This is a genomic window from Caulobacter sp. GW821-FHT12F03 (genome assembly GCF_058806855.1).
The window spans coordinates 1,087,303-1,108,529 of record NZ_JBXAQC010000001.1 but is presented as its reverse complement, the minus strand read 5'-3'; the positions used below and the strand labels follow the sequence as shown (position 1 = coordinate 1,108,529).

The 21,227-nt window shown below is 69.2% G+C and carries 23 protein-coding genes and 3 tRNA genes; 16 read left to right on the top strand and 10 right to left on the bottom strand.

Annotated features, from left to right (window positions below):
- From AC1RN0_RS05425 to AC1RN0_RS05415, 3 genes are all read right to left on the bottom strand, one after another.
- The coding region (locus AC1RN0_RS05425; protein WP_492786422.1) for a hypothetical protein at positions 1 to 71 on the bottom strand (71 nt) is incomplete at its 3' end.
- Positions 72 to 118: 47 nt separating this feature from the next.
- Positions 119 to 192: transfer RNA gene (locus AC1RN0_RS05420), tRNA-Gly, on the bottom strand.
- Between the two features lie 80 nt (positions 193 to 272).
- Positions 273 to 358 (bottom strand) — tRNA-Tyr (locus AC1RN0_RS05415).
- 90 nt (positions 359 to 448) lie between these two features.
- Between AC1RN0_RS05415 and rlmB the strand changes: the two genes are divergently transcribed.
- The 3 genes from rlmB to AC1RN0_RS05400 all read left to right on the top strand — a co-directional run bounded on the left by rlmB (position 449) and on the right by AC1RN0_RS05400 (position 4,380).
- Positions 449 to 1,258 carry a 23S rRNA (guanosine(2251)-2'-O)-methyltransferase RlmB gene (gene rlmB, locus AC1RN0_RS05410; protein ID WP_492786404.1) on the top strand — a complete coding sequence of 270 codons (810 nt, stop codon included), beginning with the start codon at positions 449 to 451 and terminating at the stop codon, positions 1,256 to 1,258.
- Between the two features lie 125 nt (positions 1,259 to 1,383).
- Entirely contained in the window at positions 1,384 to 3,576 is a 2,193-nt protein-coding gene (locus AC1RN0_RS05405; RefSeq protein WP_492786403.1) for a stalk-specific protein X, read from the top strand.
- Positions 3,577 to 3,648: 72 nt separating this feature from the next.
- Positions 3,649 to 4,380: a TerC family protein gene (locus tag AC1RN0_RS05400; RefSeq protein ID WP_492786402.1), complete on the top strand. Its 732-nt coding sequence runs from the start codon at positions 3,649 to 3,651 to the stop codon at positions 4,378 to 4,380.
- 6 nt (positions 4,381 to 4,386) lie between these two features.
- Here the strand turns inward: AC1RN0_RS05400 and AC1RN0_RS05395 are convergent, their stop codons facing one another.
- The 3 genes from AC1RN0_RS05395 to metG are packed head-to-tail and all read right to left on the bottom strand — an operon-like array spanning position 4,387 to position 7,573.
- On the bottom strand, positions 4,387 to 5,172 hold the full coding sequence (locus tag AC1RN0_RS05395) for a class I SAM-dependent methyltransferase (protein ID WP_492786401.1): 786 nt from the start codon (positions 5,170 to 5,172) through the stop codon (positions 4,387 to 4,389).
- Positions 5,169 to 5,807, bottom strand: coding sequence for a TetR/AcrR family transcriptional regulator (locus AC1RN0_RS05390; protein WP_492786400.1), 639 nt, complete (start codon positions 5,805 to 5,807; stop codon positions 5,169 to 5,171). Before AC1RN0_RS05390 ends, AC1RN0_RS05395 begins: the two co-directional genes overlap by 4 nt.
- A gap of 56 nt (positions 5,808 to 5,863) precedes the next feature.
- Positions 5,864 to 7,573, bottom strand: a complete 1,710-nt coding sequence (metG, locus tag AC1RN0_RS05385; protein WP_492786399.1) for a methionine--tRNA ligase — start codon at positions 7,571 to 7,573, stop codon at positions 5,864 to 5,866.
- Positions 7,574 to 7,711: 138 nt separating this feature from the next.
- Here metG and AC1RN0_RS05380 point away from each other — a divergent pair, with 138 nt between their 5' ends.
- The 9 genes from AC1RN0_RS05380 (at position 7,712) to AC1RN0_RS05340 (ending at position 15,342) form a co-directional block, all read left to right on the top strand.
- Complete coding sequence (locus tag AC1RN0_RS05380; RefSeq protein ID WP_492786398.1) at positions 7,712 to 8,821, top strand: polyamine ABC transporter substrate-binding protein; 1,110 nt, start codon at positions 7,712 to 7,714, stop codon at positions 8,819 to 8,821.
- Positions 8,818 to 10,008: an ABC transporter ATP-binding protein gene (locus AC1RN0_RS05375; protein ID WP_492786397.1), complete on the top strand. Its 1,191-nt coding sequence runs from the start codon at positions 8,818 to 8,820 to the stop codon at positions 10,006 to 10,008. The genes AC1RN0_RS05380 and AC1RN0_RS05375 overlap by 4 nt, the downstream gene beginning before the upstream one ends.
- A 124-nt stretch (positions 10,009 to 10,132) precedes the next feature.
- The gene (locus AC1RN0_RS05370; protein ID WP_492786396.1) at positions 10,133 to 11,023 is read left to right on the top strand and encodes an ABC transporter permease subunit; all 891 of its coding nucleotides are present in this window, start codon (positions 10,133 to 10,135) and stop codon (positions 11,021 to 11,023) included.
- A gap of 138 nt (positions 11,024 to 11,161) precedes the next feature.
- The gene (locus tag AC1RN0_RS05365; RefSeq protein ID WP_492786395.1) at positions 11,162 to 11,968 is read left to right on the top strand and encodes an ABC transporter permease; all 807 of its coding nucleotides are present in this window, start codon (positions 11,162 to 11,164) and stop codon (positions 11,966 to 11,968) included.
- Between the two features lie 89 nt (positions 11,969 to 12,057).
- Positions 12,058 to 13,191 carry a pentapeptide repeat-containing protein gene (locus tag AC1RN0_RS05360; RefSeq protein ID WP_492786394.1) on the top strand — a complete coding sequence of 378 codons (1,134 nt, stop codon included), beginning with the start codon at positions 12,058 to 12,060 and terminating at the stop codon, positions 13,189 to 13,191.
- Positions 13,192 to 13,277: 86 nt separating this feature from the next.
- Positions 13,278 to 13,353: transfer RNA gene (locus tag AC1RN0_RS05355), tRNA-Thr, on the top strand.
- A 22-nt stretch (positions 13,354 to 13,375) separates the two neighbouring features.
- Positions 13,376 to 13,813, top strand: coding sequence for an SEL1-like repeat protein (locus AC1RN0_RS05350; protein WP_492786393.1), 438 nt, complete (start codon positions 13,376 to 13,378; stop codon positions 13,811 to 13,813).
- Complete coding sequence (locus AC1RN0_RS05345) at positions 13,806 to 14,720, top strand: alpha/beta hydrolase (RefSeq protein WP_492786392.1); 915 nt, start codon at positions 13,806 to 13,808, stop codon at positions 14,718 to 14,720. Before AC1RN0_RS05350 ends, AC1RN0_RS05345 begins: the two co-directional genes overlap by 8 nt.
- Before the next feature lie 148 nt (positions 14,721 to 14,868).
- Positions 14,869 to 15,342, top strand: coding sequence for a YaiI/YqxD family protein (locus AC1RN0_RS05340; protein ID WP_492786391.1), 474 nt, complete (start codon positions 14,869 to 14,871; stop codon positions 15,340 to 15,342).
- A 43-nt stretch (positions 15,343 to 15,385) separates the two neighbouring features.
- Here AC1RN0_RS05340 and AC1RN0_RS05335 read toward each other — a convergent pair whose 3' ends face one another.
- Positions 15,386 to 15,940, bottom strand: coding sequence for a DUF1579 domain-containing protein (locus AC1RN0_RS05335; protein WP_492786390.1), 555 nt, complete (start codon positions 15,938 to 15,940; stop codon positions 15,386 to 15,388).
- Between the two features lie 116 nt (positions 15,941 to 16,056).
- Here AC1RN0_RS05335 and arfB point away from each other — a divergent pair, with 116 nt between their 5' ends.
- A complete protein-coding gene (arfB, locus tag AC1RN0_RS05330) occupies positions 16,057 to 16,482 on the top strand; it encodes an alternative ribosome rescue aminoacyl-tRNA hydrolase ArfB (RefSeq protein ID WP_492786389.1) in 426 nt (141 codons plus the stop codon).
- On the opposite strand, the gene AC1RN0_RS05325 is transcribed toward arfB, so the two are convergent.
- Positions 16,479 to 16,688 carry a helix-turn-helix transcriptional regulator gene (locus tag AC1RN0_RS05325; protein ID WP_492786388.1) on the bottom strand — a complete coding sequence of 70 codons (210 nt, stop codon included), beginning with the start codon at positions 16,686 to 16,688 and terminating at the stop codon, positions 16,479 to 16,481. The genes arfB and AC1RN0_RS05325 overlap by 4 nt on opposite strands.
- Positions 16,681 to 17,154 (bottom strand): hypothetical protein, encoded by a 474-nt coding sequence (locus AC1RN0_RS05320; protein ID WP_492786387.1) that lies wholly within the window; start codon positions 17,152 to 17,154, stop codon positions 16,681 to 16,683. The genes AC1RN0_RS05325 and AC1RN0_RS05320 overlap by 8 nt, the downstream gene beginning before the upstream one ends.
- 162 nt (positions 17,155 to 17,316) lie before the next feature.
- Between AC1RN0_RS05320 and AC1RN0_RS05315 the strand changes: the two genes are divergently transcribed.
- The 3 genes from AC1RN0_RS05315 (at position 17,317) to AC1RN0_RS05305 (ending at position 18,640) form a co-directional block, all read left to right on the top strand.
- Positions 17,317 to 17,856, top strand: coding sequence for a c-type cytochrome (locus tag AC1RN0_RS05315; RefSeq protein ID WP_492786386.1), 540 nt, complete (start codon positions 17,317 to 17,319; stop codon positions 17,854 to 17,856).
- Between the two features lie 9 nt (positions 17,857 to 17,865).
- Positions 17,866 to 18,210 carry a nuclear transport factor 2 family protein gene (locus AC1RN0_RS05310; protein ID WP_492786385.1) on the top strand — a complete coding sequence of 115 codons (345 nt, stop codon included), beginning with the start codon at positions 17,866 to 17,868 and terminating at the stop codon, positions 18,208 to 18,210.
- A gap of 79 nt (positions 18,211 to 18,289) precedes the next feature.
- A complete protein-coding gene (locus AC1RN0_RS05305) occupies positions 18,290 to 18,640 on the top strand; it encodes a nuclear transport factor 2 family protein (protein ID WP_492786384.1) in 351 nt (116 codons plus the stop codon).
- Here AC1RN0_RS05305 and AC1RN0_RS05300 read toward each other — a convergent pair.
- Positions 18,637 to 20,991 (bottom strand): thiamine pyrophosphate-binding protein, encoded by a 2,355-nt coding sequence (locus AC1RN0_RS05300; protein WP_492786383.1) that lies wholly within the window; start codon positions 20,989 to 20,991, stop codon positions 18,637 to 18,639. The genes AC1RN0_RS05305 and AC1RN0_RS05300 overlap by 4 nt on opposite strands.
- Positions 20,992 to 21,227: the final 236 nt, after the last annotated feature.

Below are 21,227 nucleotides of genomic sequence, written 5' to 3'. Positions count from 1 at the left end.
CCGTGGTCGACGTGCCCGATCGTGCCGATGTTGCAGTGCGGCTTGGTGCGTTCGAACTTTTCCTTGGCCATTTTCTTTCCAATCCCTGGCGCCAGCGAAGAAGATGTAGGGGAGCGCCTGGAGCGGGTAGCGGGAATCGAACCCGCATCCTCAGCTTGGAAGGCTGCTGCACTACCATTGTGCTATACCCGCCCTGAGGCGGGATCGCGGTGGACTCCCGTTGTTCTGATCCGGAGGTCCCGGCTGCCAGGAAGGAGAGCCTTCAGATCACGTGGTGGGGGAAGTAGGACTCGAACCTACGAAGGCTGACGCCAAGGGATTTACAGTCCCTCCCCTTTGCCACTCGGGACATTCCCCCGCACGCGGTCTAAAGGCTTTCTTCCTTGGCGGCTCGGCCTCCGCAAACGCGCGGAAAACCGTGGGGCCCCAAATCGGAGCGCGTCTTATAGTGTCGTCCCCCAAACAACGCAACGACCGGAAATCAGGCTTTCGTCCTCATCTCGAAAAAGACGGAAAACCCCGTCCGCAAAGGGTTTCCGCGACGGATTCGAAGGACTGGCTGTGGGGCGTGCACGCGGTGGAGGCCGCGCTGGAGAATCCGAACCGGGCCCAGCCGCGCCGACTCCTGGCCACTCCAGATCGCGCCCAGGCCCTGACTCGCCGCTTCGGTGTGCTCAAGCAGATGGAATCAGTCGACGGGCCCGCGATCGCCCGGCTGCTGCCGGCCGGCGCCGTGCACCAGGGCCTGGCCCTGAAGATCGATCCGCTCGAGCCGCTCTCTATTCACGACATCGGCTCTCCGGCCGAAGGCGTGCTGCTGGTGCTCGACCAGATCACCGATCCGCAGAACATCGGGGCCATCTTCCGCTCGGCCGCCGCATTCGGCGCGCGCGGGGTGATCCTGCAGGACCGCCACGCGCCGGTGCTCAGCGGCGCCCTCGCCAAGGCCGCCGCCGGCGCCATCGACAAGATGCCGCACGCGGTCGCGGTTAACCTTTCGCGGGCCCTGGAGACGCTCTCGGACCTGGGGTGGCGCACTTTGGGGCTAGATGGCCATTCGTCGGTCAATCTGGCCGACGCAATGGACGGGTCGCCGACCGTTCTGGTGCTCGGATCCGAAGGCGAAGGCTTACGCCGCCTGGTTTCGGAGCATTGCGACGTGCTGGCGAAGATCCCCATGCCGGGGGGCTTCGAGAGCCTCAACGTGTCCAATGCGGCGGCAATCGCGCTCTACGAAGCCTCACGAATTCGCCTCTGAGGTGAACACGTTACGAGAATCTGAATTAACCGTTTTGATTTCGTCGCCAAGGCGTGTTTTTCTTCCACGCTTGTGAAGGGCGGGGCCTGTTTCCCGCCGTTTCGGCATGGGATCGGGGGTTCTCAATGTTGAAGGGCTTTATGCGTCTGGCGGCCTGTACCGCTTCGGGCGCGGCTTTTCTGGCGCTTACCGGGTGCGGCGGCGCCGCGCCTGACGACGGCTACGCCGGCCCTCCACCCTCAAGCTATGATCGCGGCGCTTCGACCCCGACCCTGATGGGTCAGGGCGCGGCCGCGCGTCCCGCTCCCGACGGCCTGGCCGGCGGCCCGCGCACGTTCAGCGGCATGGCGCCGGTGCCCAATCCCGGCGACCTGAGCAAGGCCGACCGAGTCAGGTTCTACGGTCACAAGTACGACTATCTGCCTGAACCGAAAGGCCAAACGGCCGCCACCTCGACCGGCGGTCCGCGCTTCCAGCTGGTCACGCGCCGCAAGGCCGACGGCACGCTGCAGATCGCCATGCGCCCGGTCGCCAATCCCGAGGACATGACTGCCGCCGAGCGGCGTCAGGTCTACGGCAACCGCTACGCCCCGCGCGCCGTGGCCGCCGCCCCGCGCCGCAGCTGGCGCGCCGCCACGTCCACGCCCGCGCCCGTCGTCAAGCCGGTGGTCAAGCCGGCGGTGATCAAGGCCGCGCCGCCCGCCCCGGTGAAGCCCGCACCCGCCCCGGTCGCCGCCGCGCCGCTCAAGCCCGCCGCCCCGGCGCCGGTGCTCGCCCCGGCCGCGCCCGTCGCCGCAGCGCCGAAACTGACCCCGCCGCAGCAGCTGCAGGCCGCCGTGTCCGGCGGCATCAACAGCGGCGCCACCCTGTCGGTGCCTGCCGACCTGAAGGCCGGCAAGGAAGCCGATGTCGTCCTGTCCCTGCCCGGCGATCTGCTGGCCATGGTCCAGGAACAGGCCGCCAAACTCGGCCTCGGCCGCGCCGCCCGCAAGGTCGACGCCTACGCCAGCCTCAAGGGCGACGGCTACGCCATCAACCCGCCCGGCCAGCAGACCGCCCCGGTCGCCGCCGGCAAGCCGACGACCTTCACCTGGAAGGTCAAGCCGACCGACGCCGTCCGGTCGCCGTTGACGGCCGACTATGGTCTCGAACTGAAGGGCGTGAAGCCGAAGACGGCCTTCTCCGTCGGCTCCCTGAAGGAGGCCGTCGCGGCCCCGGTGGAAGCCGCCACGACCGCGGCCAAGGGCTTCAAGCTGCCGAAGCTCGGCATGCCGTCGCTGAAGGCCCTGGCCTTCCCGTGGGTGCCCGAGCCGACCCTGCCGGGCGTCGGCAAGGTCGCGCGGGAGAACGTGGTCGGCGGGGCGCTCGCCCTGCTCGCCCTGATCCTGCTGGTGGTCCTGGCCCGGGGCGCCGGCGCCAGCCGCGCCCGCGCCGAACGTCGCCGCAAGTTCCGCACCATGCAGGACTACGGCGTCAACGAGCAGGAACCCGCCCATGAGGCCCACCCGGTCACGGCCGCCAGCCAGGGCTATGTGAATCCGATGGTGGCCGCCGCCGCCGGCGCCGCGGGCGGCTACGCCCTGGCCTCGCACGGCCATGATGATCACGGTCACGGCCACGGGGATCATGGCCACGGTCATGACGACCATGGGCACGGCCACGACGACCATGGTCATGGTCACGATGACCACGGCCACGGGCACGACGATCACGGACACGGCCATGGCGACCACGGCCACGGCGCGCACCACACCTCGCACGACGCGCACGGCCACGACGATCACGGGCACGACGATCATGGCCACAAGGCCGATGATCACGGCCACGGCCATGACGATCACGGCCATGGCCACGGTCATGACGACCATGGTCACGGCGCCCATCACGCCGCCAGCACCTCGCACGGCCATGATGACCACGGTCACGGCCACGACGATCACGGCCACAAGGCCGACGACCACGGCCACGGTCATGATGATGGCCACGGCCACGGGGACGGCCACGGCCATGGCCATGACGCCCACCACACCGCCCTGACCTCGCACGGTCATGATGATCACGCCGGCCACGACGATCACGGGCATGGTCACGACGACGGACACGGTCATGACGACGGTCACGGCCACGGTCATGATGACCATGGTCATGACCATGGCCACGGTCCGGCCCAGCACATCTCGCACTCCGGCCATGACGACCACGGCCACGGCCACGACGACCACGGTCACAAGGCCGACGACCACGGCCACGGTCATGACGACCACGCCCATGGTCACGGCCATGATGAGCACCACAAGGAACCCGAGCACGCCCACTAGGCGTCAGGTCCGCGGGAGCAATCAGCCGTCGACGCCTTGCAAGGCGTCGGCGGCTGACGCATTGAGGCGCGCATGTTTGAAACTCTGATGGCTGTCGATCTGAGCGGCGCCGGCGCGGCCCTGCTGCAGGTCCTGATGATCGACCTGGTGCTGGCCGGCGACAACGCCGTGGCCGTGGGCCTGGCCGCCGGCGGGCTGCCGCCCAAGGATCGTCGCAAGGCCATCCTCTGGGGCCTGATGGCCGCGGTGGTGCTGCGTATCGGCTTCGCCCTGATCACGGTGCAGCTGCTGGCGATCATCGGCCTGCTGCTGGCGGGCGGCGTGCTGCTGCTGTGGGTCTGCTGGAAGATGTGGCGCGAGCTGCACGAGCAGGCCGCGCACGACGAGGCCGAGGCCGAGGCCTGCCTCGACAACGACCCGGCCACCGAGCCGAAGGTCAAGCCGGCCAAGTCGTTCCGCGCCGCCTTCCTGCAGATCCTCATCGCCGATGTGTCGATGTCGCTCGACAACGTGCTGGCCGTGGCCGGCGCCGCGCGCGAGCACCCGGCCGTGCTGGTGTTCGGCCTGCTACTGTCGATCGGCCTGATGGGCGTGGCGGCCAGCTGGATCGCCCGGCTGCTGCACCGCTTCCGCTGGATCGGCTACATCGGCCTGTTCATCGTGCTCTATGTCGCCCTGCACATGATGTGGGAGGGCACGCGCCAGGTGTTCGTCGATCTGCACCGCGTCGAGCAGTACAACGCGGTCATGCCCGGGTTCCTCGACATCACGCCCGCCGAAAAGCAGAAGTTCGAGAAGCACTAGGCTCGCTCAGCCCACGCCGGTGATCACCCCGGCCGCGCCCAGCACACGCCGGCCGCCCATGCCCCAGGGGACGGGGCCGAGGTCGGCGAGGCGGGAAAAGGCGACCTCGCGCAGGCCGCAGGCCCGCAGCATGTCCAGCAGCTCCTCGACGCGCCCGTACAGCCGGCGATCGAGGAACATGTCCTGGACGCAGAACCGCCCGCCGGGCCGCAATACCCTGACCGCCTCGCGCAGCGCGGCCCGCGGACCGCCGCCGTCGCGCACTTCGTGGAACACGAAATGGCTGACCACCGCGTCGAACGTCCCGTCCGGAAACGGCAGGGCCGCGGCGCTGGCGCGCTCGAAGCGCACGCGGTCGGCGACGCCGGCGGCCCGCGCGTTGCGCTCACAGGCCGCCCTGGAATACTCCCAGCCCGCGGCCCACAGGTCGACACCGACGACGCGCGCGGCGGGCAGCCGCTCGGCGAGGCCGATGGCCAGCGCGCCCTGCCCCGTGCCGATGTCGAGCGCCTGTCCCCGGCCGTCCCAGGCCAGCCGGTCGAGGACCACAGCCCACAGCCGGCGCTGGACACGCCCGCCCCGGTCCGAAAAGGCGACCCAGAGATAGGTCAGGAACAGCCCGATCCCGAGCGGCGTCGCCGCGGCCAGCCAGAGGATCAGCCGCGCGGACGGGGCGCTCACCAGGGCGCCCGCGACCGTCAGGGCCGCGCCGCCAGCCAGATACGCCAGCAGGATCCGCAGGCGGATCCAGTTGCCGAACCGCACGCGTCCGCCGGGTCGCCCGGCCGTCACGGCGCGCCGTCCCGCCGGTCCGGGACCCGCAGGCCGCCTTCGAGCAGGTCGATGGTCTGGTTGATCCGCGTCTCCAGCCGCTCGCCCGCGTCGCCTTCGCCCAGAAGCCAGAGCCGCACCGTCATGAGCATGGCCGAGACGTAGACCTCGGCCAGTCGCAGGGGGTCGATGTCGGCGCGGATCTCGCCCGCCGCCTGGCCCGCGCGGAAGATGGCCGCCACACCCGCGAAGATCTGGGCGCCCAGGTCGCTGCGTCGGCCGCGCGGCTCCCCGTCGCCGGCCAGGGTTCGGCCCGTGCGCACCACCACCAGCCGCATGAAGTCGCGGTCCGCCTCGATCGCCCGGGCCTGGGCGGCGACCCAGTCCCGCGTCGCCTCGAGCACCGGGGCGCCGGCGGGCAGGTCCGGATCGAGCGCCGGCAGGTCGGCCTGCCGGCGCAACCAGCCGATCGCCAGTTCAGTCAGCACCGCGTCCTTGCCGGCGAAGTAGTTGAAAAAAGTCTGGCGGCTGACGCCGACCGCGCTGACGATGTCGTCGATGCTGGTGGCGTCGAAGCCGCGCGCGCGGAACAGCGCCTCGCAGACGTCAAGGATGCGGGCATGCGCGCGGGCGCGCTTGGTCTCTCGCAGGCTCATAACGCTAGACTGGATCCATAATTTGACTGAGTCAAATTATGGCGTCGTCAGCGTGGTCAGTCGGCGCCGCCGAACCGCTCCGTCCACTCAACGATCTGTTCGTCGAGGATCTTGGGGAACAGCACGTCCGGCGCGGTCACCGCCCTGCCCGGCTCGAGCCGCGACAGTTCGGCGGCGACGTCCGTTCCCGGCCAGGCCGGCGGCCAGGCTTCGCCGAACGCCTTGCAGATGCCCTCCGCCGCGAACGGGATGAAGGGCGCGCTGACCCGGCCGTAGAGCGCCGCGAGGTTCAGCGCCGTGCGCGTCACCACGGCCGCGCGCTCGACGTCGGTCTTGAACGCCGTCCAGGGGGCCGCCTCCTGCAGATACTCGTTGCCCAGCACCCAGAGGGCGCGGACGGCCTGGGCCGCCTTGCGAACCTCGATGGCTTCGAGCTCGGTGGTCAGCACGGCCAGCTGGGCGGCGACGTCGGCGTAGAGCTGCTGCTCGCGCGGACCGGGCTCGCCGCCGGCGGGGACCGCCGGGCCGAACTTGCTCTCGTTGAAGCGGACGATGCGGTTGATGAAGTTGCCCAGCACATCGGCCAGGTCCTTGTTCACCGCCGACTGGAACTGCTCCCAGGTGAAGGCCGTGTCGGAGCCCTCCGGCGCGTTGGCCGTCAGGTACCAGCGCCACAGGTCGGCCGGCAGCAGCTCGAGCGCCGCGTCCATGAACACGCCGCGCTTGCCGCTGGTGGAGAACTTGCCGCCGTACCAGTTGAGCCAGTTGAAGGCCTTCAGCCGGTCGACCTGCTTCCAGGGTTCGCCCGAGCCGATGATCGTCGCCGGGAAGCTGACCGTGTGGAAGGCGACGTTGTCCTTGCCCATGAACTGGACGTACTCGACGTCGGTCGCGCCTTCGTCGGTGCGCCACCAGCGCTTCCATTCCGCGCCGGTCGCCTCGGACCACTCGACGGTCGCGCCGATGTATTCGATCGGGGCGTCGAACCAGACGTAGAACACCTTGTTCTCGAAGCCCGGGCGCGGGGCGCCGTCCTTGACCACCGGGATGCCCCAGGCGAGGTCGCGGGTGATGCCGCGGTCGATCAAGCCCTCGTCGAGGTGCTTGTAGGCGATGCCGCGCGTCAGGGCCGGCCAGCCCTCGGCCTTCGAATCGACCCAGGCGCGGATCTTTCCCTCGATCCTGGTCTGCAGCAGGTAGAGGTGGCGGGTGTCGCGCACCTCGATGTTCCGCGAGCCGCTGATCACCGAATAGGGATTGATCAGGTCGACCGGGTCGAGCAGCTCGCCGCAGTTGTCGCACTGGTCGCCGCGCGCCTTGTCGAAGCCGCAGCGGGGGCAGGTTCCCTCCACGTAGCGGTCCGGCAGGAAGCGCTTGTCGTCGATCGAGTAGACCATCTTGTCGGTCCGTTCCTCGATCAGGCCGTTCTTCTCCAGCGCCTCGCAGAAGTGCTGCGTCAGGCGGTGGTTGGGCGCGTTCGAGCTGCGGCCGAACCAGTCCCAGCTGAGGCCGAACCGGGCGCCGATGGCCTTCTGCAGGTCGTGCTGCTCGGCGCAGTAAGTCGCCACGTCCTGGCCCGCCGCCGCGGCGGCCAGCTCGGCCGGCGTGCCATGTTCATCGGTAGCGCAGATGTAGAGGGTCTCGGCCCCCCGGGCCCGCTGGAAGCGCGCGAACACGTCGGCCGGCAGCATGGAGCCGGCGAGGTTGCCCAGGTGCTTGATCCCGTTGATGTACGGCAGGGCGGAGGTGATGAGGATGCGGGCCATGGCGCGGGCTATAGCCGCCGCGTCCGGGAATGGGAAGTTTGCCGCGCGCCTCCCGCCCCGCCGGGTAAGGGCTTTCGTCGGCCGTCCAAGGCCCTATAACGATTTTCAGCCTTCTGGGGAGACGCGGGGATGTCTGCAATGACCGGTATGACGCGGCGCTGGACCGCGATGGTCCTGGGGGCCGCCGCCCTGGCCCTGGCCGCCTGCGGCGGCGGGGCCGACAAGCCCCAGACGCTGCGCATCTACAACTGGTCGGACTACATCGACCCGGCGCTGCTGGACGAGTTTACCAAGGAGACCGGCATCAAGGTCGTCTACGACACCTTCGATTCCAACGAGGTGCTCGAGACCAAGGTGCTGACCGGCGGGACCGGCTACGACATCGTCGCGCCGTCGAACCACAACGTGCCGCGCTACATCACCGCCAAGGCCATCAGCCCGCTCGACTTCAGCCAGATTCCCAACCGCAAGAACCTGTGGCCGGACCTGATGGCGCGGATGGAGCCGTTCGATCCGGGCGGTAAGTACACCGTGCCCTACATGTGGGGCACCATGGGCATCGGCTACAACAAGGCCGCCATCGCCAAGCGTCTGCCCGGCGTGGCGATCGACAGCTGGGACGTCGTGTTCAAGCCGGAGAACCTCGCCAAACTGAAGGACTGCGGCGTCTATTTCCTCGACGCGTCCGAGGACATGTACGCGGTGACGCTGAACTACCTCGGCAAGGACCCCAACTCGCGCAACATCGCCGACTACGAGGCGGCGACGAACCTGATGGTCAGCCTGCGGCCCTACGTGACCAAGATCCACTCGTCGGAATACATCAACGCCCTGGCCAACGGCGACGCCTGCATCGCCATCGGCTACAGCGGCGACATCCTCCAGGCCGCGACCCGTGCCGAGGAGGCCAAGAACGGCGTCGAGATCGGCTATGTCATCCCGAAGGAAGGCAGCCAGGTCTGGTTCGACGTGTTCGCCATTCCCGTGGACGCGCCCAACAAGGCGGCCGCCTACAAATTCCTCGACTACATGCTGCGGCCCGAGGTGATCGCCCGCGCGTCGAACTACACCGAGTACGCCAACGCCAACCTGCCGGCGACGGCCCTGGTCAACGCCGACCTGCGCGACAATCCGAACGTCTATCCGACGCCGGACGTGTTCAGCCGGCTGTTCGTGACCACGACCAAGGACCAGGCGCTGCTGCAGCAGGTGAACCGCCTCTGGACGCGGGTGATGACCGGGCGATGAGCCGCGCGCCCTCGACCCGACAACCCCGCGGCGAACAGACCCGGCGCAACATCGGCGCCGTCCGGTCGAGCTTCGCCCCGTGGAACGACCCGAACGCCACGCCGCTGGTCCGCTTCCAGGGCGTAACCAAGCGGTTCGGAGACCACGCCGCCGTCGACGACGTGTCGCTGGACATCTATCCGGGCGAGTTCTTCGCCCTGCTCGGCCCGTCCGGCTGCGGCAAGACCACCCTGATGCGGATGCTGGCCGGGTTCGAGAGCCTCGACGCCGGCCGCATCACCCTGAACGGCGAGGATCTGGCCGGGGCGCCGCCGCACCGGCGGCCGGTGAACATGATGTTCCAGAGCTACGCCCTGTTCCCGCACCTGACCGTCGAGCGGAACATCGCCTTCGGCCTCAAGCAGGAGGGCATGGCGAAGAAGGATATCGCCGCCCGCGTCGCCGAGATGCTGGCCCTGGTGAAGATGGAAGGGTTCGCCCGCCGCCGCCCTGACCAGCTGTCCGGCGGCCAGAAGCAGCGCGTCGCCCTCGCCCGCGCCGTGGCCCGCAAGCCGCGCATGCTGCTGCTCGACGAGCCGCTCGGGGCGCTGGACAAGAAGCTGCGCGAGGAGACCCAGTTCGAGCTGATGGACCTGCAGGTCGAGCTCGGCGTGACCTTCCTGATCGTCACCCACGACCAGGAAGAGGCCATGGTCATGGCCGACCGGATCGCGGTGATGCGCGACGGCAAGATCGTCCAGGTCGGCCGGCCCGAGGAGGTCTACGAGGCGCCCAACAGCCGTTACGTGGCCGAGTTCCTCGGCGACGTGAACCTGTTCGAGACCACGGTGGAAGCCATCGAGCATCCGATGGCCCATCTGAATCTGGCCGAGGCCGAGGCCGGCTTCTATGTGCTCGACGACGACTGCCCTGGCCCGGGGTCGACCGTCTGGCTGGCCGTGCGGCCCGAGAAGATGCGCATCAGCCTCGACCCGCCCGCCCCCGGCGCGCGCAACACCCTGGCCGGCGAGATCTGGGACATCGGCTACACCGGCGACTGGACCAACTACATCGTCGAGCTGCCGGGCGGGAAACTGGTGCGCGTCGCGCGGGCCAATTCCCGGCGGTTCGTCGACCGGCCTATCGACTGGGACGACAAGGTCTGGGTCAGCTTCGACCCCGACGCCGGCGTGGTGCTGACGTCGTGACGTGCGTGGTTCGAGACGCTCGCTTGAGGCTCGCTCCTCACCATGACGAGCATTTTTGCAGCCCCTCCCTCTTCGTCATCCTGAGGAGCGATCCCTCAGGATCGCGTCTCGAAGGACGCACGCCGTGAGCCGCCCGCGTTCACGGGCCGCCCTGCTGCCGGCGCTCTGGCTCGGCCTGTTCTTCGCGTTTCCGTTCCTGCTGGTGCTGCGGCTGTCGCTGTCCGACACGGCGCTGGCCATCCCGCCCTACACGCCGCAAATCGTCTGGAGTCATGGGCTGCAGGGCATCCGGGACTTCCTCGGGGCGCTGGACGGCGAGATGTACCGGCGACTGGTCTCCGACCGGCTGTATCTCGACGCCTATATCTCCAGCCTGCGCTTCGCCGCGACCGGCACGGTCCTCGCCCTGCTGGTCGGCTACCCGATGGCCTACGGCATGGCCAAATGCCGGCCGGGCACGCGCAACGTGCTGCTGATGCTCGTCATCCTGCCGTTCTGGACCAGCTTCCTGATCCGGGTCTACGCCTGGGTCGGCATCCTCAAGCCGCAGGGCCTGCTGAACGCCTTCCTGGGAGTGCTGCATATCCCGCCGGTCGACCTGCTCTACACCCCGACCGCTGTGCAGATCGGGCTGGTCTACAGCTACCTGCCGTTCATGGTCCTGCCGCTGTATTCGGCGCTGGAGCGGCTGGATCACACCCTGCTGGAGGCCGCCGCCGATCTCGGCTCGCCGCCGTGGAAGAGCTTCTGGCAGGTGACCTGGCCGCTCTCGATTCCCGGCGTCATCGCCGGCTGCCTGCTGTGCTTCATTCCGATGGTCGGCGAGTTCGTCATTCCCGACCTGCTCGGCGGGCCCGGCTCGCTGATGATCGGCCGCTCGATCTGGATGGAGTTCTTCGCCAACCGCGACTGGCCGTTCGCCTCGGCCGTGGCCATCGTGCTGCTGCTGACGCTGATCGCGCCGATCCTGCTCTACCAGCGCCAGCAGCAGAAAGCCCTGGAGGCCGGGACGTGAGGGCGGGGTTGCAGATTGCGTCCTTCGACACGCGCCTTTCAGGCGCTGCTCAGGATGACATGCAATCGGGTCGTCATCCTGAGCAGGCGCGCAGCGCCGTGTCGAAGGACGCACGACCCATGGCCGGGGGGCCAGGCCATGCGTAGAGGCCCCTCCTGGTTCAATCTCGTTTCTCTGACCGTCGGGTTCGCGTTTCTCTACCTGCCGATCGTGCTGCTGGTGGTCTGGTCGTTCAACGGCAGCCGGCTGGTGACGGTCTGGGGCGGATTTTCCGTCCGGTGGTACGCGGCGCTGCTGAGGGACCACCAGCTGCTCGACGCGGCCTGGACGACCCTGCGCATCGGGCTGTTGTCGGCGACGGCGGCAACCGTGCTGGGCTCGCTGGCGGCCATCGCCCTGGTGCGCGGCGGCCGGTTCCGGGGCCACACCCTGTTCTCCGGCATGGTCTATGCGCCGCTGGTCATGCCCGAGGTGATCATGGGCCTGTCGCTGCTTTTGCTGTTCGTCGCCCTGCGCCTCGACCGCGGCTTCTGGACCGTCATGCTGGCGCACACCACCTTCACCCTGTCCTATGTCGCGGTGGTCGTGCATTCGCGGCTGATCACCTTCGACCGCTCGCTGGAAGAGGCCGCCCAGGATCTCGGCTGTACGCCGGCCAGGGCGTTTCTGCAGGTGACCCTGCCGAACATCTTCCCGGCGGTGCTGGCCGGCTGGATGCTGGCCCTGACGCTGTCGCTCGACGATCTGGTCATCGCCAGCTTCACCAGCGGCCCCGGGGCGACGACGCTGCCGATGCGCATCTACAGCCAGGTGCGGCTCGGCGTGACGCCGGAAATCAACGCCGTCTGCACCATCCTGATCGCTGTGGTCGCCACCGGGGTGATCGTCTGGTCCGTGGCCCAGAAGTGGCGCGCGGCCGGGCTCGCCCGCCTCGCGGCCGTCTGAGCGGGACGCCGGACCAATTGCACCCATTCCGGGCCAGACAAGGCCCCGGCTAAGACTTCGGTGACGGCTTTCGCCTAGCTGAAGAGGCTATGTCACGTTCCCGTTCCAGTCTTGCTCCGCGGATAACCCTGCTGAACGCGGACACCTTCGCCGCCCGGATCCAGGCGCACGAGGCCTTCGTCATGGGTCGCCCCGGCGGGGCGCGCGGCCTCCTGCGTTACGTCGTCGCCCGCGGCCTGCGCTGCGACCGCAAGCGGCTTGCCGACGCCGACTTCACCGGGGCGGACCTGACCGGCAGCACCTTCATCGGCTCCGACATGAGCCGGGTCAGCCTCTATTGCGCCAACCTGACCCGCTGCGACCTGCGCGGCGCGCGACTGTTCCGCGCCGACCTGCGCGGCGGGACCTATGCCGGAGCCAAGCTGGCCGGAGCCAACCTCGACCAGGCCGACATGCGGGCCGCGGTGCTGTGCATCGCTGACGAGACACTCGGCCTGAAGTGGATGGGCCACCGCACCGAGATGACCGGGGCCACGGCCAACGGCGCCAACATGACCGACGCTGTGGCGCTCGGCGTCGATTTCACCAACTGCTCGCTGCGCGGCGCGCTGCTGCGCAACGCCAACCTGAAGAACGCCAACTTCACCGACGCCAATCTCGATGGCGTGGACCTGGCGGGCGCGCGGTTGACCGGCGTGGTGCTCAAGGGCGCCATCGTCACCAATGTCGACGTCGGCTTCCTTCAGCGGTCCGGCGTGTCGCTCGAAGGCTGCGTGGTCGACCCGACGCCGCAGGCGATCGCCCGGCTGGACGACATTCGCGGCGAGCTTGAACGGTCCGAGACCTGGGGCAGGACCAACGGCCGCAGCGGCAAGCCCGCCTGCCTCGACGGCTTCGACCTTCGTCCGGCCCGCAACCTCTTCAGCGACCAGCTTCTGGCCGGCATGACCGCCCGCTCGTCGATCGGCGTCGGGGTCGACTTTTCCGGCGCCCAGCTGCAGGGCGCGATCTTCGACGACGCCGACCTGCGCGGGGCCAGCTTCAAGGGCGCCGACCTGCGCGGCGCGTCGTTCCTGCGCGCACGCCTGACCCACGCCATCTTCCAGGATGCCGACATTACCCCGCTGGAACAGCAGGGCGGGGCCCGCCGGCCCGTGCGGTTCGACGGCGCCGAGCTGTCCGGCACCGGCATGACCCGCCAGGCCTCGTTCGAACTGGCCTGACGCCACGCCGCGCCGGCCGGTTGACCCGACGCGGCTTCTGTCAGAGGAAGAGCCCTGCGCGGCCCGCCATTCCGGCGCGCCGCCTGGCCGGCTTAGCTCAGATGGTAGAGCAGCGGTTTTGTAAACCGAAGGTCACGGGTTCGATTCCTGTAGCCGGCACCACGCTTCACGGGGGCTCAGCGTGATGACGATCCGCAGCTCCGACATCCAGATCCAGGCCTGCCAGCTGTGGGCCGAGGCCAACGAGCGCGAGGGCCAGGGCCGGCTGTTCGAGGCAGAGGCGCTGTACACGGTGTCCGCCCAGCTGGGCTACTGCCTGGCCATGAACAGCCTGGCGATCCTGATCGAGGATGTCATGGCGCCGCCCCGGCCGCTGGAGGCCGTGTACTGGCTCAAGCGCGCGGTCGCCGCCGGCGACGACACCGCCGCCTGGAACCTGGCCATGCGCCAGCGCCAGGCCGGCCGCCGCCGCTGGTACGTCCACTGGCTCAGGATCGCCGAACGGATGGGCCATGAGGAGGCGACGCAGGTGCTTGCGATCGCCACGACCCGGGACGACATCTGGTGGGCCATCGAGGGGGTCAATCCGCCCCCGTTCGTGAAGGGACCCCGCCTTGCCTGACCTGAGCGACAGCCTCGCCGAACGCCTCGCGGCGGAAACCCGCAAGGGCGTCGAACGGGCGCGCAAGGCGACCGGCTTCATGCTGTCGCGCCGCGACCGGACGCTGCCGCACCTGGCCGAACTGCGGAACTTCACCGTCCAGGGCGCCGCCGGACCGCTGGCCGCGCGCCTCTACGTGCCCGAGGGCGCGCAGACGCCGGGACCGATGCTGGTGTTCTTCCACGGCGGCGGCTTCGTGCTCGGCGATCTGGAGACCCACGACGCCTTCTGCGTCCGGCTGGCCGACGCGGCCAGGGTCCGGGTGCTGGCCTGCCGCTATCGCCTGGCGCCGGAAGCCGCCTTCCCGGCCCAGCTTCATGACGCCCTCGCCGCGTTTCGCGCCATCCAGGCCCTCGCGCCCAGCCTCGGCGCCGACCCGGACGCCCTGGCGCTCGGCGGCGACTCGGCCGGCGGCTATCTGGCCGTGGCGGCCACCGCGCGGCTCAACGCCGAGACGCCCGGCGCCGTGAAGGCCCAGGTGCTGATCTATCCTCTGCTGTCGCTGGACGACGACGTCTGGGCGTCAAGCCTGCTGCAGGACGCGCGGATCGTCGGGCGGCTGGCGGTGCAGTTCATCCGTGCGCAGCTGGCGACCACCACCGCGCCCTGCCTGCTCGGCGCGCTGGAAGGAGGGGCTCCGCCGACCCTGCTGGTGGCGGGCGGACCGCTCGATCCCTGTCGGCCGGACGCCCTGACCTATGCGCGGCAGCTGACCGCGGCGGGCGTGGATTTCACGGAGCGGTACTACACGGCCCTGCCGCACGGCTTCATCAACCTGACCCACGTGTCGGCGCCGGCGCGCGAGGCGGTCGCGGAAATCGGCCAGATGACCGGGGATCTGTTGCGACGGGTCGCCCGGCCGGCCTAGGCCCCGGCGGTGATCGTCCAGATCAGGGCGTCGATGTCGGCCAGAAAACGCTTCAGGAACAGCGGCATGGTGAGGAACTCCCCTATGCTCATAGACCTCGCGTTAACGATTGTTGGCCGATTCAGGTTCCGCTGGCTAAACCCTCACAATGAGCACACCGTCCGACCCGATCCGCATCTACATCGACGGCGACGCCTGTCCGGTGAAGGACGAGACCTACAAGGTCGCCGCGCGCTACGGACTGAAGACCTTCGTTGTCTCCAACAGCTTCATGATGATCCCGGCCTCGCCGCTGATCGAGCGGGTGATCGTCGACGCGGGCCCCGACATCGCCGATGACTGGATCGCCGAGCGCGCCGCGCCGGGCGATGTGGTGGTGACCAACGACATTCCGCTGGCCGACCGGGTGATCAAGGCCGGAGCCACGGCGATCAAGCCGAACGGCCAGCCGTTCACCGCCGACTCCATCGGCGGGGCGCTGGCCCAGCGCGCGATCATGGAGCACATCCGCTCGACCGGCGAGATCACCGGCGGCCCCCGCCCCTTCGACCGCAACGACCGCTCGCGGTTCCTGCAGGCGCTCGACGAGGCGATCCAGCGCGAAAAGCGGAAGCGGCGCTAGACGTCCCGGCCCCGGACTGGGGGCTGAGCAGGCCCGGCGGGCGTCAGACCTTCGTCCAGTCCATGAACCAGCTGTCGTCCCAGGTGACGCCGCCGTCACGCGACACGCCCTGACGCCAGCGGTGCGATTGGCCGGTGATCCGGTCCCAGACGCCGCGCACCCTGATCGGCGTGTCGCCGTCGACATCCTCGGCCGTGAACAGCCCGACGCCGTCGGCGAAGCCGCCCGTCAGGCCGGCCGCCCCGAGCACGCCGCTCCTGGCGTTGACCCAGAAGTCGGACCAGATGCGGGTCTCCATATCGAGAAAGCGCAGCCCCGTGCCGCTGAAGTCCCGGGCCGGGATGCGCAGCTCCTCGACATGCCCGACCCCGCCGATAATCGACCAGCAGGTCGCCTCGCCCTCAAACACGTCCCAGTCCCCCGGGGCCTTGAGGCGGCGATGGCTGATCTTCCATTCGCCGGTGAGGAAGTCGAAGTCGCCGGGTCTGCCGACGGCGGGAGACGCGGCGGCGGCCAGCGCCGGTACGCCGGCGGCGGCCAGGGCGGCGGCGCCCTTGAGGACCGTGCGGCGAAGAAGGCGGGTGGAGGGACTGGTCATGAAGGCTCCGGTGGGACTCGCTGGATCCTCAGGCGCTTACGACGGCGTGGTGTCAGTCCCTGTCAGCATGACGCAGTGAGGCGCGCGGGGCGGGAATAGGCTAAAACGTCCCTCCCATGATCGAGATCACGCCCGCCATCACGCTCGAGGACTCCGAACTGGAGTTCGCCTTCATCCGCGCCGGCGGACCCGGCGGGCAGAACGTCAACAAGGTCGCCACGGCGGTGCAGATGCGTTTCGACGCGCGGCGCTCGCCGTCGCTGCCGAACGACGTCTCCACGCGGCTGCAGAAGCTGGCCGGCTCGCGCCTGACGCTGGACGGGGTGATCGTGATCGCGGCCAACCGTTTCCGCACCCAGGAGCGCAACAAGGCGGACGCCATCGAGCGGCTGGCCGAGTTGATCCGAAAGGCCGCCGAACCGCCGCCCCCGCCGCGCAGGAAGACGAAGCCGTCAAAGGCCGCCAAGGCGCGGCGTGTCGACGCCAAGACCCGCCGCGGCGGCGTCAAGGCCATGCGCGGCCGGCCCGCCGGCGACGACTAGTCCTCGATCCAGAACAGCGCCTCGACCGGCTCGCCGAGCGCCTTCGCCAGGCGCAGGGCCAGTACGGTCGAGGGCACGAACACGCCATTCTCGACGGTGTTGATCGTCTTGCGGGTGACGCCGACCCGATCGGCCAGATCGGCCTGGGTGAGACCCAGCCGGGTCCGGGCCGCTTTCAGCCCGTTGGACAGACCCGGATCAGCCATGGCGTTCGGCGCGGCGCTCCAGCGAGACAAAGGCAATCAGGGGCGTGACCACCCCGGCCGTCAGGATGCCGTGAATCGCCTCCAGCGCGGTCACCGGAATGAACATCGCCGCAACATAGAGGCCGAGCGCCACCACCATGGCGGTCCAGAAGCCGATGGTGATCGCCGTGCGACGGTGGGCGTGGGTGCTCTCGTCCTCGAGAATGGCCCTCACCGCCTTGTTGCGGAACAGGCCGCCGCCGGTCATCAGCAGCATCAGCAGCGCCGCGCACCAGATCACGAAGCCGCCCAGCTTGACCTGGTCGACCAGCCGCAGCGGCCCCTCGTGCGTCAGGACGGTGTTGAGGAACGCGCCCTGCCACACGAGGAAGGACAGCCCCTGAACCCAGAGAATCCGGGTCCGCCGCTTCTGCGCCCGCTCGACCCGTTCCGACATCGAGAGCTCGAATGATTTCTTGCCGGCCATCGCGGCCTCCCATGTAACGTGAAGGTTACATGTAACCTCAGCGTTACATTCCGTCAACCCTCCGGCCCCGGTCGCCGATTGCGCTGGATCAAATGCCGCCCGCGCCGTTGCATCATCGGCAAACCGCGCTAGCTTGCGCCGCATCGGTCGGGAGAAAGATCCATGCGCACTGACATCAAGTTTCTGGTTCTGGTGAGCGCCGCGGCGCTGTTGACGGCCTGCAGCAAGTCCGCCGAGACCCCCGCCGCCGACAGCGCGGCCACCGAAGCCGCGCCCGCCGCCGCCGCCCCGGCGCCGGCCGCGCCCTCGGAAGAGCAGGCCGAGGCCGCCGAACACGCCGCCAAGGCCCTGGCCGCCCTGCCCGCCCCCTACAACACCGCCGATCTGGCCAATGGCCAGCGGACGTTCGCGCTCTGCCGCTCGTGCCACACGATCAACGCCGGCGGCATGAACATGACCGGCCCGAACCTGCACGGCGTGTTCGGCCGCACCGTCGGCACGGTCGAGAAGTTCAACTACTCCGACGGCGTGAAGGCCGCCGGCTTCAAGTGGGACGCCGCTCACATGGACAAGTGGCTGACCGATCCGAAGGCGGACATTCCCGGCACGCGCATGACCTTCATGGGCGTCAAGGATCCTAAAGCCAGAACGGATCTTATCGCGTATCTTATGATCGAGACGGCGAAGCCCGCCGACGACTGACAGGATGCGATGGGCGATCACAAAGCCCTGCTGACACGCCTCTACGAGGCCTTCAACCGCAAGGACATCGACGCGGTCGTGGGCTTCATGCACGCCGACGTTTCGTGGCCGAACCTGTTCGACAACCGGCAGATGACCGGCCGCGAGGCGTTGCGCGGCATGTGGCGCGACCAGTTCGCGAAGATCGATCCGGAAGGCACGCCGATCAGCATGACAGAGCTCGACGACGGGCGTGTCGCCGTGAAGGTCGCCTATGTCGTGCGAACCCTCGACGGCAGGTTGTTCACCGAGGAAGTCGTCACCAATACCTACCGCTTCCAGGATGACCAGATCATCGGCATGGAGTGGGACTGACGCAGAAAGGACTCGCCAGACCCGGCGAGCGGTGAAAGGTAATCAGTTCCTGCATCGGCTGACTGGGGGGTTGGCGGTGATGACCGATCGGGCCGCGGTGGCGGCCGCGCTGTTTGAAGCGATCAATCAGCGGGACTTCGAGTCCGCCGCGGCGCTGCTGCATCCCGACGTCGACTGGCTGGACATGTTCAACGGCGGGCGCCTGCGCGGCCGGGCCGCCGTGCGCGCCTACTGGGACCAGGTCTTTCGCCAGATCGCCCTGACCGGCGCCGTGGTCGACCAGAAGACCGAGGGCGACGACCGGCTGGTCATGACAACGCTCTACACGGTGCACCGCGGCGGCAAGCTTTGGGGCGAAGGGGTCATCACCCACATCTTCACCTTCCGGGACGGGCTGATCAGCGGCATGGACGCGCCGGCGCCCGGCTAGACCATCAGATCGGCGCAGGCGTCGAGGATGGCGTCGGCGTCCAGGCGGTACTTCGCGTAGAGGTCCGGCAGGTCGCCCGACTGGCCGAAGGTCTCCAGCCCCAGCGCCCGCACCCGCTGGCCGCGCACCGAGCCGATCCAGCTGAGCGCCGCCGGCGAGCCGTCGATGACCGTCACCAGACCCGCCGTCGGGGCCAGATCGGCCAGCAGGGCCTCGATCGTCGCCGTGCGCTGCTCCCCCCTGGTCCAGCGGGCGCGGCCCGCGGCCGTCCAGTCGGCGTGCAGCACGTCCGGCGAGGTGACCGCCAGCAGGCCGGCGCCGGGCTCGTCCTCAAGCAGTTGGTCGAACGCCGCCAGGGCCTCCGGCGCGATGGCCCCGCTGTAGACCAGCGCCAGCCGCGCGTCCGGCGCCGGCCGCTTCATCCAGTAGGCGCCCGCGACGCAGCCGGTGCGCCAGGCGCCGTCGGCCCGCGCGGGCTGGTCGATGACGCGCGTCGACAGGCGCAGGTAGGTCGAGCCGCCGTCCGTCGCCTGGATGCGGTTGAAGGCATGCGCCATCAGCACCGCCGTCTCGTCGGCGAAGGCCGGCTCGTAGCTGTCCAGCCCCGGCTGGGCCATGCCGATCAGCGGCGTGCCGATCGACTGGTGCGCCCCGCCCTCCGGCGCCAGCGTCAGGCCGCTGGGCGTGGCCACCAGCAGGAAGCGGGCGTCTTGGTAGCAGGCGTAGTTCAGCGCATCGAGGCCGCGGGCGATGAAGGGGTCGTACAGCGTGCCGACCGGAAACAGCCGCTCGCCGAACAGCGGCGCCGACAGGCCCAGCGCCGCCAGGGCGATGAACAGGTTGTTCTCGGCGATGCCCAGTTCGACATGCTGCCCCGTCTCGCCCATGGCCCAGACCTGGGCCGAGGGGATGCGCCGGTTCTTGAACACATCCTCATGGGCCCGGCGATGGAACACGCCGCGCCGATTGACGAAGCCGCCGAGGTTGGTCGAGACGGTCACGTCCGGCGAGGTGGTCACCACCCGGCCCGAGAACTCGTCGGTCGCCCTGGCGATCTCGAACATCACCTTGCCGAAGGCGGCCTGGGTCGACTGTTCGCCACCGCCCGCCACGGCCTTCAGCAGCGTGTCGGCGGTGGGGGTGGCCACCTGCGGCGCGGCGCGATGGCCGTCCTTGCGGGCGGCGAAGGGCGCTGTCTCGACCAGCCGCCGCATGGCCTTGCGCTCGTTGTCGGCGAGGCCGGACCAGACATCCCATTCCTCCCCTTCCCGCACGCCCAGGCGCTCGCGCAGTTCGGCGATCTGGGTCGGGGTCATCAGACCCGAATGGTTGTCCTTGTGCCCGGCGAAGGGCAGGCGCCAGCCCTTGACCGTATAGGCGATGAACACCCGCGGCGCGTCGTCCTCGGCCGCCCGGGCGAAGGCCTCGAGGATGGTCTCCAGGCAGTGACCGCCCAGCTCGGTCATCAGCAGGGCCAGCTCGGCGTCGTCCACGCCGCCGATCAGCGTCAGCGCCGCCTTGTCGCCGGCGAGATCGGCCGTCAGTCGCTCCCGCCAGGCGGCCCCGCCCTGGTAGGTCAGGGCCGCGTAGAGGTCGTTGGGCGTGCGTTCGATCCACGCCTGCAGCGCCGCGCCGCCGGGCTTGCCGAAAGCCTCACGCTGGCGCTTCGACCACTTGAGCGTCTCGACGGTCCAGCCGGCCGCCTCGAAAATCTCGCCGTAGCGGGTGAACATCCGGTCCGATGTCGTCGCGTCGAGGCTCTGGCGGTTGTAGTCGACGATCCACCAGGTGTTGCGGACGTCGTGTTTGCAGGCCTCGATCAGGGCCTCGTAGATGTTGCCCTCGTCGAGCTCGGCGTCGCCGAGCAGGCTGATCATCCGCCCCATGGCGTCGGGCTTCACCGCCCCGCGCGCGGCCAGATAGTCCTGCGTCAGGCTGGCGAAGGCGGTCATCGCCACGCCGAGGCCCACCGAGCCGGTGGAGAAGTCGACGTCGTCGATGTCCTTGGTCCGCGAGGGATAGGACTGCGCCCCGCCGAGCGACCGGAATCGCTGCAGCTGGTCGAGGGTCTGGCGGCCATACAGGTGCTGGATGGCGTGGAACACCGGACTGGCGTGCGGCTTGACCGCCACCCGGTCCTGCGGCCGCAGGGCGCTGAAATAGAGCGCCGTCATCAGGGTGGTCATCGAGGCGCAGGACGCCTGGTGCCCGCCGACCTTGAGGCCGTCGCGGCTGTCGCGCAGGTGGTTGGCGTTGTGGATCGTCCAGCTGGCCAGCCAGAGAACCCGTTCCTCCAGACGGCGCAACAGCGCGATATCCTTGCCGCGAACAGCGAAACCGGCGTCGTCCATATGCGCCCTCTGGCAGGTTCACGGGTCAGGTCTGCCCGCGGAAGCTTTGCGGACTTCATAGGGCGGATGGCTGCGGTTGGCATCCGGAATCACGCGCCCGGCCGTGGTGCACGCACGCGTCGCGCGTTCCCTCCCCGCTGCGTCGGCGCACCGCCCCGGCCACGCCCGACAGCGATGCCGCTACATATACCCAAGCCAAAAACCGCCGAAAATCACACCCCTGTGGCGAAATACTC